We start from the raw sequence: 12,779 nt of genomic DNA, 5'->3' as shown, positions 1-12,779 counted from the left end.
TGCTCATGAAACACAATGCGATGATGCTTACCTGTTCTATGATGGTGCTCACTGCCTGCAAGGCGGGGACACCGCCGCCTGCGATCAGCTATGATCGGGCCAGCTTCAAAGAGGCGACCATTAAAGCGGAGCCCGCACGTCCGGTCGAAATCGTTGAGGTTCCCAAACCCTTACCCTTGCCGGGGCAACTGATGCCGCTGCCAGGCCAATCACCGGCAGACAAGCTTTCGCCTGAAGAGCGGGTCGAGACGGCGAATAAGGCAGCACTTCTGGAGCCGTCGAAACACGGCTATATCAATGCCGTGCAGGTCTATCCCTATAGTGAAGGCGCGCTTTATCGTCTCTATGGCGCCCCAGGGCAGGTGACCGATATTGCCCTGCAGGCCGGTGAACAGCTTCGCGCGGTATCGGCCGGGGATACGGTGCGCTGGGTGATTGGCGATACCACCAGCGGATCGGGGAATGAGCAACAGGTTCATATCCTGATCAAACCCTTTGCACCGGCGCTCAAGACCAATCTCATGATCGCCACAGACCGGCGGACCTATCATCTGCAAATGCTCAGCACCGCAGAAACAGCGATGGCGGCGATTTCCTGGAGCTATCCGCAGGATCGGTTGGTGATGTTGCGACGGAACAATGCCGAGGCGATTGCCGCACAACCGGTCGCCCAGAATCTGGCGCTTGAGAAGATCAGTTTTAGCTATGAGATCGAAGGAGACAATCCGTCCTGGCGCCCAATCCGGGTCTTCGACGATGGGCGCAAGGTCTATATCGAATTCCCCGAACGTATCGATCGGGGAGAAGTACCGCCACTGTTCGTGATCGGGGCCAATGGCGACACGCAACTGGTCAATTACCGCAAGCGCGGTACCTACTTTATTGTCGATCAGTTGTTCCGGATCGCCGAACTGCGTATGGGAACCGACCCGCAACAGGTGGTGCGGATCACGCATCTCGACACTTCCGGTGGGAGAGCTCGCGATGACGGATAGGCCTGAAGAGAGTTTTGAGCTGCGCGGTCGACCGGATGCCCGGATTGTCCGCTTCCGGCGCAGTATCGTGATCGGAGTTACCGCACTGGGATCGGGCGCACTTCTCGGGATCGCGATGATGGCCTTGCAAACGCCGTCCTTCAAAAACGCCAATGATAATGACGAGCTCTATCATGCCGGGCAGGAGGCAAGACCCGATCAGTTGGAGAACCTGCCCAAAGACTATTCCGAGATAAAGCAGGATGTGCCAAAGCTAGGGCCACCTTTGCCGGGCGATCTGGGACGTCCGATTGTCGCAGCCCAGCGGGCACAGGGAATGGATGTTGCCTCCGGTGAGCTTTCGCTCGCCGAGCAGCGGCAGGCCCAACAGGCGATTGATGCAAGGGAGTCCGGTGTGTTCTTCTCGCTGGTCAATGCGGTGTCGTCCGAACCACCAAACAGTCAAGCTTCCGAAAATCGAGCCGCGATAAATGGGGATGTTGCCTCAATTGCAACTGATACCGATCCGAATGCGGTTCCGGATGAGCCGCAGCGCAAGCTCGACTTCATGCGCGACTATGACGATGGCGGGATTTACAATCCGCATGTGATGGAAACCCCGGTCTCGCCCTGGCAGGTCATGGCGGGCGGTGTCATTCCGGCCAGCCTGGTTACCGGGATCAATTCTGATCTGCCCGGTCAGATCATCGCCCAGGTGGATACCAATGTGTATGACACTGTCACCGGCATGACCGTGCTGATCCCGCAAGGGGCCCGGCTGATCGGCACCTATGACAGCGTGGTTGCCTTCGGTCAGTCGCGCGCACTGGTGGTCTGGCAGCGCATCCTGATGCCCGATGGAACGTCGATCCGGCTCGATAACATGCCGGCCTCTGATGCCAGCGGCTATGCCGGGCTCGAGGATGAGGTTGATTACCATACATGGCAGTTGCTCAAAGGCATCTCGCTGGCGACCCTGCTCGGGGTCGGAACCGAACTGACACTCGGCAGCGACGAAAGCGATCTGGTGCGCGCCATTCGCGAAAGCACCCAGCAGAATGTTGATCGGGCCGGACGGCAGATCACCGAGAAGCACCTCAACATTCAGCCGACCATCAAGATCCGTCCCGGCTGGCCGGTCCGCGTGATCGTCCAGCGCGACCTTGTGCTTAAACCCTATGGTGGAGAGCAAAAATGATGAAGCTTGCCAAGCTGCCCGATCGCAAACCGGTCAGGCTGACGGTCACCGTCAATGCCGATCTGAACCGGAAACTGCGGGATTATGCGACGCTCTATCGGGAGACCTATGGTGAGAGCGAGGCGGTTGCGGAACTGATTCCGTTCATGCTTGAGGCGTTTCTTGAGAATGATCGGGCCTTTGTGCGGGCGCGGAAGGAGGGGATGACGGGTGCCGTACAGGAGGGGCGGCAAAACAAATCGTCGTGAGTGATGTGGGTCAGGTGTCAGTCTCATATGATGCCGGGGGCGGTGTTGCAAAAGCTCGGCATTTGTGAATGGATGCCGAGGATTTGTAACATCTCGACGTAGGGGTACTGCTCTCAGGGCATTTTACTAAATCCTGATTTTGATGGTTAAAAGCCATCAAAAGCTGAGAAATTAAAAATTCAATTGATGATTTTTTCAAAAAATGCGATTTTGATGGTTATGAGCCATCAAAGAACACCAAGATTGAAACCAATGCTGGAGCGGGTGCCTCCCGGCTTCCTGGTTGATGCGGCATGGCTGAAGCGGTTTGGCGTCGATCCCAAATCGATTCATAACTATGCCGAGCGGGGGTGGCTGGAGCGGGTAGTCCGGGGTGTTTACCGTCGACCATTATCACGTGCAGATCATTCAGCCCGTTTGAACCGGAATTCCGCTCCCGATTGGCAGCTTGTTTTGCTGTCGATCCAGTCGGTCATGGAACATGAGGTCCATCTGGGAGGATTGAGTGCACTGACCTTCCATGGCTTCTCTCATTATCTGTCGCTGGGCAACAAAGAGCGTGTCTATCTCTATGGCGAGGTACCGTCCTGGCTCGCACGATTGCCGGGAGAAACAGAGTTTATTGTCCGCTCGACCAACCTGTTTGCGGATGATCCGGTCGGCATCGAGAACGTGGAACGTCCGCTCGAGAATATGAGCGGCAATACTGGTCCAACCATTAGTCCGTGGCATTGGCCGCTCAAGGTATCCTCACCGGAACGGGCGATCCTTGAAGCACTCGATGAATTGCCATCGCATGCGGGTTTTGACAATCTTGACATGATCTTCCAGGGGCTTGCCAATTTGCGACCGAAACATCTCATGACCCTCTTGCGCGCTTGTCAGAGCATCAAGGTCAAACGGTTGTTTTTCGTTTTTGCCGATCGTCACGCTCACGCCTGGCTGAAATATCTCGACAAATCTGAGATCGATTTGGGATCGGGGCCGCGCGCCTTGATCAAGGAGGGAAAAATACATCCGATCTACCGGATATCAGTCCCCACAGCGTTTATGCCCTCGGAGCAGGGGGAGGGGAGCCATAATGCGTGAGCGTTATGTCGAACAGGTCCGGCTGCTGATGCGCCTTCTGCCGGTGATTGCGCGAGAGGAAGTCTTTGCGCTGAAAGGCGGTTCGGCGATCAATCTTTTTTACCGAGATTTACCTCGCCTGTCTGTTGATATTGACCTGACATATCTACCAATCGAAGATCGGGCGACGTCACTTGCAAATATTGATCAGGCGCTGGACCGGATCATTGCAGCGGCAAGCCGTGAAAACAGGGATGTACGGTTTCAGCGGATCGCTGGTGGCGGAAATCTCGAAACCCGGATCATGGCCACGCAAGGAACGACCAACGTGAAGATTGAGACGTCTCCGGTCATGCGTGGCACGGTTCTGCCACCGGTGTTGTACAAGGTATCGGATGCCGTGGAAGAGGCTTTCGGGTTTGCCGAGATGCATGTCCTTTCATTTGAGGACTTATATGCCGGGAAGCTGCATGCCGCCCTTGATCGCCAGCATCCGCGGGACCTGTTTGACGTCAAGCTGCTATATGAAAATGAAGGGCTGACTGATGATTTGCTGCGGGTTTTCCTGGTCTATGTCAGTACATCGGGACGACCGCCGCATGAGTTGCTGGCACCGGCACTTGTTCCGATTGAGGAACTGCATGATCAGGAATTTGCAGGGATGACGCGAGACGAGGTCAATCCCGTTGATTTGGAAAACGTGCGGTCGCGTTTGATTGCCGATATCCGAAATGCCCTCACAGGGGATTTTGCCCGCTTCCTGTTGTCGCTGCATGATGGAAAGCCGGATTTTAATCTGATAGGTCTGCCTGCAGCAGAACAGCTTCCGGCGGTTCAATGGAAGCTTCTTAATCTGCGCCGTCTTAGGGATGATAACCCGGTGAAGCATATGGAATTAAGGGGGAGGTTGGAGGAGTTACTTTCCTGATATTTGTGACGATCGATCGGTCACCAGAAATCTACCTTGTGCCAAATGTAGAAGTCACTCCGCACTGTTAAAGCTGTCGGAAAATCCAGAGGCAACTTCCGTTGCTGATAGTTTGAGAGCATGTAATATTTAGAAATTTTAGCTGAAAATACATTTGTCTGATTGCGTAGGGCGTTCACCTTTGAGAAGAGCAAAGGGTGTAAGGTGTCGCATTTTCCTTAGGGAAAATCGCTTGGATATCGACGGTTATCATGGTTATGCTTGCAAGCAATTGATATCAACGCAAAGCATTGCATTCCTTCATCTCTTTGCAATGCTGCTGGCGCAGCAAGTGTAATTCGGATGGGGGTCCGATAATGACTGTAATAATAAAATTTTTCCGAATTACACTTTTTCTCGGCTTATACTTCGTTTTGAGTATGGTCGTGGTGAGTACGATGCTCAAAGAATGGCCGGATGGTGGTCAGATGCTGTTCGCCTTTGGTGTTCCGGTCATGCTGATATGGTGGCAGGAAAAAAGGCGATCACGAAAGGCGAATACCAAAGCTCGAGCTAAAGAACGTCCTGCTACCACCAAAACCCAGCGTGCCGCAGTTCTGGAGGAAGCCACCAAAAGAAATCAGGTGAGGAGTGTCTCAACACCGGCGTCATTTCGCTTGCCAAAAAGCGAATGGATTCCATCTGGCGCAAGCGCAACGGTGGCGGGACGCGACATTGGTGGGATGGTATATGTTGGGAAGCCGCCTCTGCTTAACAGCTATGGATATCGCGACAAATGCAGAGCCTATATCGATCCATCGCTTTCCGTTGCGGATATAGGGACGGACAAGACAGGTTATGGAATGCCCTATTGGCCGGGATACTCTGATATCTCTCCGCAATGCCGGGCAACCTATCTGGACTGGTTGGCAAACGGGCGAAATGATGCGTCATATGACCCTGGCTACATGTTTATGTATTTCTACGGGCTTGAACGCCGTTTCTTTGTTGATCAATCGAACGAAGACGCGGCGGATATCGTCGAAGAAGTAAGACGACTGAAATCCCTCTATCCAGATAACCATTCTGTCAGTCGATATCTTAGCGAGTTTATCGATCTTGCAATGGTGGTGGAAACCGACCCTTCTTTGATTAATCCCATTTTCGAACGGCAAGGTTGGGAACTTCCATTTTCATTGAAGTTCGCAATCGGAACAAGAATTATTAAGGGAGAGAACCTCAGTGCCGACTGGGTGCTAAGTTGGTTCATCTGCAATCCCGAAAGCAATTTGCGGACGCCAGCAACCCGCTGCAGAGATGAGTTTTTTGCTCTCTTCCGCATCCGTTTTGACGAGCGATTTCCGGAAGGTCTGAAGGTTAACAAACCCAGAAAATCGCTTGCAGCATCATATCGAGCCGCCTCTGGAGAGTTCGAAGGTACGGCCAATCCGAGAGTTGATGGAAAACCGGTCCCGGATATCTCAAGTTTGCGAAAACCGATAGAGATTGCGCAGGAACTTGCAGATGAGGTGATGAATGATCTCGACAAATTAAGCCGGTTTCTCGGCCGGAACCCCGACGGCCGCGGCAGCGTAGAGGCGCATGCGTTGCTGCCCTCGGACTTGTGGCAGTCATTCCCATCCGAGGAAATGGAGGGCTTGAGAGCTTGGGCGAGCGCCATCGTTAACAATGGCGGATTGGTTCCGCTTGCGGACGTGATTGAACGTCTGGAAGGTGATACCTCGGCGAAGATTGGAAAACGGCAATTGACGGGGGCGGCCGATGCCCTAGCGAGGCTTGGTTTTGGCCTTGCGCCGGATCCGCGATTTGCGCTGCGTTCGCCGAAGCCGGAAGAGCCGGTAGTGCTGTTTACTTTGGGCGAACCCGTTGAAAAGTTGGAGGAGGTGTCTGACGGATATCGAAGCGCTCTGATAGAATTGATGCTCGGTACGTTTGTCGCTCATGCAGATGGCAAGATTTCGGAAGCTGAACGAAAGGCTCTGGAAGGACAAGTCGAGTCAGCAGAAGGATTGGGCGACCCAGAACAGCGACGGCTTCGCGCAAATCTTGAGTGGTTCTTGACGGTGCCACCCGACATTTATCTTCTTCGCCGGAAGCTCAAAGAAGTTAGCGATGATAGTCAAGCTGCCATGCGGGCGGCATTGGTCACCGCTGCACTTGCAGACGGTATTATTCATTCGGATGAAGTGGCTAGCATAGAGAAAATATACAAGGTGCTGGGATTGAACCCCACGCTCGCATACTCCGATTTGCATGCCGGGGAAATCTCCGATGGGCCACGTCAGGTTCGGGCTGCTCAACCTGGGCATCCAGGAGAAACAATTCCGAAAGCTGATAAGACAAGTGGTCCGAGGCTTGATGTATCTCGAATAGCGGCAATCCGATCTGACACGGAACGTGTTTCGTCGGTTCTTGGTCAAATCTTCGACGTCGATGACGATCAGGATATCGAGACCGCATCAATGAACCAAAGCCTCCTGCCTGGACTTGATCCAAAGCACAATGCTTTGGTTCTGGACCTGATCATCCAGGAGCATTGGTCCGAGGATGGCTTTGAACAACTTTGCGAGATGCATGGTTTGATGCCTTCTGGAGCATTGGAGACGGTGAATGAATGGGCTTTCGAAACCCATGACGAAGCTCTGCTCGACGAGTATGAAGGGTATGACGTGTCTCAGGATATCGCGGAGACGGTAAGAAAAAAAATGGTAGCGGAGGACAATAATGTCGAAACTGAAACCGCGTGAGCGTGATGCCATTGTTCAGGCGTTGAGGGCCGGTGTTGTACCCAAGCTCGGCTTGCGACATATCCAGGTTGGTCGCGTTCGGGAGATTGGAGAGCTTGTGAGGGACATCGACCGAATTTCGGACGGTGGTTCCGCTATCCGGTTCATAATCGGTGAATATGGATCAGGCAAAACATTCTTCATGAACTTGATCAGGCTTGTCGCCTTGGAAAAAGGTCTGGTCGTGATGTCTGCAGACTTGGCGCCTGATCGCCGTATTCATGCAACCGGTGGGCAGGCGCGAGGGCTCTATGCGGAGATGGCTCGAAACCTGTCTACGCGAACCAAACCTGACGGTGGGGCGCTGGCCAGTGTTGTCGAGAGGTTCGTCAGCCAAGCTCATCGCGATGCTGAACAGCTGGACTCGCCTACCAGCTCCGTTATTCGTGAGCGCCTTGGCTACTTCGAAGAATTGACCGGAGGTTTTGAGTTTGCAGAGGTCATTCGGCGGTATTGGGAAGGTCATGAGACCGGTGATGACGAACTTAAATCCGCCGCCTTGCGTTGGCTTCGTGGGGAGTTTGCTACTCGCACCGATGCTCGCAAAATGCTCGGCGTTCGCACGATCATCGATGACGCAAGCGTCTATGATCACCTTAAGCTGATGTCGGCATTTGTATGCGAGGCCGGATATAAAGGACTGCTTGTGGGCCTCGATGAGATGGTGAACCTCTACAAGCTCACCTCGTCTCAGGCACGAAATGCGAATTACGAGCAAATCCTCCGTATTCTCAATGATGTGCTGCAGGGCAGTGCAGAAAACCTTGGCTTCCTGATGGGAGGCACTCCGGAATTCTTGTTGAATACCCGTCGAGGACTCTACAGTTATGAAGCGCTTCAATCGAGGTTAGCCGAAAACACCTTTGCGCGTGACGGCTTGGTTGACCTGTCGGGGCCAGTCGTCCGACTGGCAAGCCTGACCCCCGAGGACCTTTTTGTGCTACTTGCCAATGTTCGGCGTGTTATGCAGGATGATACCAATGCATTGCCTGACGAGGCGTTGGAGGCCTTTATGGCGCATTGCTCAGATCGTATCGGCGAGGCCTATTTCCGGACACCAAGGAATACGGTGACTGCTTTTGTGAACCTGCTTTCCGTCCTTGAGCAAAACCCTGGCATTGAGTGGAGCGATTTGGTTGAAAAGATCGAGGTTTCCGAGGACTTGGGAGAAGATATGAGCGAGATTGACGAGACCATTGGGAACCAAACACAAGCCGACGATGATCTAATCAGCTTCAAACTTTGACACATGCATGAGCAGCGCTTTCGAAAAACTGGCGAGACCAATACAGAAATGGATCAGGCAGCAAGGATGGCGCGAGTTACGTGATATTCAGGTGCGGTCCATCAATGCTATTTGCGATAGCCATGCAGATATCGTCATTGCGGCTTCAACTGCAGGCGGGAAAACTGAGGCGGCGTTTCTTCCATTGATTTCTGAGGTGATTGACGAGCCAGTAGAGCTTTCGGGGTTCGACTTACTTTACATCGGGCCGCTTAAAGCGTTGATCACCGATCAGGCCATGCGCCTAGAGGATATCTGCCGAGAAATGTCGCTACCGGTTGTTCCGTGGCATGGAGATATTTCGCAGTCAATTAAAGCACGCGCAATCAAGTCACCCAAAGGGATCCTGTTGATTACGCCTGAATCGCTTGAAGCCCTTTTTATCCATCGCGGTTTGGAAATTACGCGTCTCTTTGCTGCCACACGTACTGTCATTATTGACGAGCTTCACACGGTTCTTGACAGTGAGCGTGGCATTCAAGTGCGATCGCTCTTGACGCGCCTCGAACTTGCTATCAAACGCCCAGTCCGACGTGTTGGTCTGTCAGCAACGCTCGGAGACATGGATTTGGCCAAATCGTACCTTCGGCCTGACAACGTCGACGCTGTCCAATTGATCGAATCTGAAGGAGGAGAGGCAGAACTGATGCTGCAACTCCGCGGCTACCTCTCCGGTGCAGAAGGCGAGAGTAGTCCCTCTGCGATCGATGGAATTACCGCACACCTGTTCAAGTATCTTCGAGGAAGTGACAATTTGATCTTCGCTGGCGCCCGGCAGCAGGTAGAAATATACGCGGATGGATTACGGGACCTTTGTGACAAAGAGCATCTCCCTCTAGAATTCTACCCACACCACGCCAGCCTATCTCGCGAGCACAGAGATTTCGTCGAGCGTCGCCTCAAAAAACCTGGGCAGCCGACTACGGCAGTCTGCACATCAACACTTGAACTCGGAATCGACATTGGCGACGTGAACAGCGTGGCCCAAATCGGAGCCCCTTTCAGCGTCGCGGCACTTCGACAACGTTTAGGTCGCTCAGGTAGACGAGAGGGACAACCCGCCATCCTCAGGCAGTACGTCGTCGAGAGTAAACTGACTGCGGACAGCAGTTTTGTTGATCGGCTCCGCCTCAATTTGGTCAGATCGACTGCAATGATTGACCTGCTTCTAGAGGGGTGGTGTGAGCCGCCGAAACCGGATGCAATCCACCTCTCCACACTCGTACATCAGACCTTGTCGGTGATTGCTCAACTTGGTGGTGCATCTGCGACAACAGTTTACAAGATACTGTGTAAGGAAGGGCCATTTCGACAGGTTACGTCACATATTTTTGCGGATGTTTTGCGAGCGATTGGAGCTCCCGAAATGGGCCTCATTGAGCAATCGAACAGCGGCCTCTTGCTGTTAGGTCCGATGGGCGAGAGATTGGTCGAGCACTACAGCTTTTTTGCAGTATTCCAGACCCCTGAAGAATATCGCCTTGTGACGGATGGTTATGAGCTTGGTACTCTGCCAATTGATAATGTGCTGTTCCTTGGGATGTTGCTTATTTTCTCGGGGCGCCGTTGGCTGGTTCAGCAAATTCACGATCAAGAAAAGATCATTGTCGTTCAACCTGCCAAAGCAGGTGTTCCCCCGACATTTGGTGGTAATCCGGGTGATATTCATGACACGGTGATAGAAAGAATGTTCACCCTTCTCGAAGGAGATAGCAGGCCAGTCTATATGGATGCTGTCTCACTCGGAATGCTAAAGGAAGCACGCTTCACATATGAACAAATGGGGTTCCATTCCAAATCTGTTCTGGGCGTAAGCGAGCATACTTCGATTATTTCGACGCGTGTGGGGACTGTAAAAACTGCCACTCTGGCACTTGCGCTCAAAAGCTTCGGTCTGTCGGTAGAGCAATACGACGGGTTTCTGCTGGTTGAGACAGCAGCTGAAACCCCATCTCTTCAAGCTACTCTGGAAAACATTGCCTCGGGCGACGCCATAGATCTCCTATCTGGTGCAGGAAACCTAATGTCGGAAAAGTTTCACTCCTATCTGTCTACAAATCTTCTGGCACTAGATGCAACGTCTTCCAGACTTGCTCCTCACTTATTATCGGACTTAGCCACCAAGGTGCTTTCTAAAGTGTAGATCAATGGTGACACGGTTAAGTTGGCCAGAACGTATTCTAGGCGTATTTGATGAGGGTATTTTCACATTTTAGGCCATGTCATCATTCAGTGGTACTTGCTAACCACCTGAGGGTGAGAGGATGGCGAAGAAACTTGATGAAAGCAGTTCGTTTACAGCTAACGACAATGATCAACCGAGGGGAAGGCTGAAAATTAAGCCGGACCCTTCTGTTTGTATTATCGCCCGTGCCATAGGCCATCATATCGCTCGGAAACACTATTTGGCATGGGGGAAAAAGCAACGTCGGGCAGCTAACGACAATAGTCCTGCCACATTGGAAGAAGAGATAAAGGGGCATGGCCCCAAAGGGTGAACCTTTTATTTTAAGAGAAAGGAAAGCCTCATGACCCGTGTAGCGCTCTATGCCCGTTACTCCTCTGACAACCAGAGTGAAAACTCTATCGAAGATCAATTCCGTATTTGCCGGGAGCAGGCAAAGCGGGAAAGATGGCGAATTGTCGGCACCTATCAGGATGCGGCCATCTCGGGTGCCAGCATAACGTTGCGACCGGGTGTTCAAAGCTTGTTGCAGGATGCTCAGGCGAAGAAGTTCGATGTGGTGCTGGCAGAGGCATTGGACCGTGTCAGTCGGGATCAGGCAGATGTTGCAACTTTGTTCAAACATCTGAAGTTCGCAGGGGTGCGCATCGTTACATTGGCCGAAGGTGAAATCTCCGAACTGCATGTTGGCCTCAAGGGCACCATGAATGCACTCTTTCTCAAGGATCTTGCCGATAAAACCCGTCGAGGTCTTCGTGGTCGTGTTGAGAACGGTAAATCCGGCGGCGGGGTTTGCTACGGATATGATGTTGTAAAGCGTCTGAACAGCGACGGTGAGCCAGTTACGGGCGAGAGAAAAATCAACGCGGCAGAAGCCGAAATTGTTCGCCGTATTTTCCGTGAATTTTCTGCGGGTAAAAGTCCGAAGGCGATCGCTGCTGACCTCAACCGGGAAGGTATACCCGGGCCGTATGGTCGGGTTTGGGGTGATACGACCATTCGTGGTCATGTTTCCCGAGGGACTGGCATCGTGAATAACGAGCTTTATATCGGCGTGATGGTCTGGAACCGGCTCCATTATGTAAAGAACCCGGCGACCGGAAGGCGGGTTTCACGACCTAACCCGGAAACCGAGTGGGTTCGGACTGAGGTGCCTGGGTTGCGTATCGTTGAAGATGATCTATGGCAGGCCACGCGTTGTCGGCAGGAAGAAATTTCCAGGAAGTATGCAAATGTTACCAAGGGTGTTCGCGCATACCATGCCGCAAAGCTCAATAGCTTGCGCAGACCGGCTTTCCTGTTTTCCGGTCTTATCAAGTGCGGTTGCTGTGGTGGCAACTACGGCATCATCACCCGAGACCGGTACGGTTGTCTGAACCGTTATCGTCGTGGAACCTGTGACAATGGCCGCACAATTGTTCGAGACACAATTGAAGCTCGTGTTCTGGCCGGGCTTACCGAAAAACTGGTTTCTGCAGAGGCGGTGGCAGAAGCGGTTCAGGCCTATGCCGAAGGTCTGAACCAGATGAACCGGGAGCGCCGTGCACAAGCTGTTCTTGATCGGCAGAAACTGGAAAAGGTCGAGCGCGGGATTGCGGGCATTATGTCGGCTATTGAAGATGGCATGTACCAGTCGGCGATGAAGTCCCGAATGGAAGAGCTTGAGCAGGAAAAACAAGAGATCATCGCGCGTATGGATGAGGTTCCTCAAGATGTTCCCGACATCCATCCAAATATTGCGGAGATGTACCGGAAGAAGGTGCAAAACCTAACCGCAGCTCTCGACGATCCACTGATGTATGCGGAGGCGGCAGACGCAATCAGGTCCGTAGTTGGAGAAATAATTGTTACGCCGGGAGATAAGCGCGGTGACTTTCAAATCAGCTTGCGTGGTGAATTGATGGGCATTCTCGACATTGCGACCGAGCGCAAAAGCCAAAGTCCGCCTGAAGTTATAACAAAGGTGGCCTCGGGCCCCCGCAACCAACTTTAAGAAAGCCTGCCCTCGTGGCGGGCTTATACATTGAGAGGCAGAAGGATTTGTTATGATCCTTCTGCCTCTTTTGTTTGAACTGGTGGTGGCCACCACCAGTTCATGGTGCGCAGA

At 52.8% G+C, this 12,779-nt stretch carries 10 protein-coding genes; all 10 read left to right on the top strand.

Annotation, left to right across the window (positions count from 1 at the left end; genetic code table 11):
- Positions 1 to 5 precede the first annotated feature (5 nt).
- The 10 genes from trbG to ABIE64_RS21650 all read left to right on the top strand — a co-directional run bounded on the left by trbG (position 6) and on the right by ABIE64_RS21650 (position 12,665).
- A complete protein-coding gene (gene trbG / locus ABIE64_RS21695) occupies positions 6 to 995 on the top strand; it encodes a P-type conjugative transfer protein TrbG (RefSeq protein WP_354378576.1) in 990 nt (329 codons plus the stop codon).
- On the top strand, positions 985 to 2,172 hold the full coding sequence (locus ABIE64_RS21690; protein WP_354378575.1) for a TraB/TrbI/VirB10 family type IV secretion system protein: 1,188 nt from the start codon (positions 985 to 987) through the stop codon (positions 2,170 to 2,172). Before trbG ends, ABIE64_RS21690 begins: the two co-directional genes overlap by 11 nt.
- Positions 2,169 to 2,420: a DUF2274 domain-containing protein gene (locus ABIE64_RS21685; protein ID WP_354378574.1), complete on the top strand. Its 252-nt coding sequence runs from the start codon at positions 2,169 to 2,171 to the stop codon at positions 2,418 to 2,420. The genes ABIE64_RS21690 and ABIE64_RS21685 overlap by 4 nt, the downstream gene beginning before the upstream one ends.
- A gap of 186 nt (positions 2,421 to 2,606) precedes the next feature.
- Complete coding sequence (locus ABIE64_RS21680) at positions 2,607 to 3,509, top strand: type IV toxin-antitoxin system AbiEi family antitoxin domain-containing protein (protein WP_354378573.1); 903 nt, start codon at positions 2,607 to 2,609, stop codon at positions 3,507 to 3,509.
- Positions 3,502 to 4,416, top strand: coding sequence for a nucleotidyl transferase AbiEii/AbiGii toxin family protein (locus ABIE64_RS21675; protein ID WP_354378572.1), 915 nt, complete (start codon positions 3,502 to 3,504; stop codon positions 4,414 to 4,416). The genes ABIE64_RS21680 and ABIE64_RS21675 overlap by 8 nt, the downstream gene beginning before the upstream one ends.
- A gap of 356 nt (positions 4,417 to 4,772) precedes the next feature.
- Complete coding sequence (locus tag ABIE64_RS21670; RefSeq protein WP_354378571.1) at positions 4,773 to 7,163, top strand: TerB N-terminal domain-containing protein; 2,391 nt, start codon at positions 4,773 to 4,775, stop codon at positions 7,161 to 7,163.
- On the top strand, positions 7,141 to 8,448 hold the full coding sequence (locus ABIE64_RS21665; protein ID WP_354378570.1) for an ATP-binding protein: 1,308 nt from the start codon (positions 7,141 to 7,143) through the stop codon (positions 8,446 to 8,448). The genes ABIE64_RS21670 and ABIE64_RS21665 overlap by 23 nt, the downstream gene beginning before the upstream one ends.
- 7 nt (positions 8,449 to 8,455) lie before the next feature.
- Positions 8,456 to 10,630 (top strand): DEAD/DEAH box helicase, encoded by a 2,175-nt coding sequence (locus ABIE64_RS21660; RefSeq protein WP_354378569.1) that lies wholly within the window; start codon positions 8,456 to 8,458, stop codon positions 10,628 to 10,630.
- A 121-nt stretch (positions 10,631 to 10,751) separates the two neighbouring features.
- Entirely contained in the window at positions 10,752 to 10,985 is a 234-nt protein-coding gene (locus tag ABIE64_RS21655; RefSeq protein ID WP_354378568.1) for a hypothetical protein, read from the top strand.
- Between the two features lie 30 nt (positions 10,986 to 11,015).
- Positions 11,016 to 12,665, top strand: coding sequence for a recombinase family protein (locus ABIE64_RS21650; protein WP_354378567.1), 1,650 nt, complete (start codon positions 11,016 to 11,018; stop codon positions 12,663 to 12,665).
- Positions 12,666 to 12,779 lie beyond the last annotated feature (114 nt).

The sequence above is a fragment of the Thalassospira sp. MBR-102 genome (assembly GCF_040549275.1).
Taxonomy (GTDB): Bacteria; Pseudomonadota; Alphaproteobacteria; order Rhodospirillales; family Thalassospiraceae; genus Thalassospira; species Thalassospira xiamenensis.
This window is presented reverse-complemented; position numbering and strand designations above follow the sequence as displayed.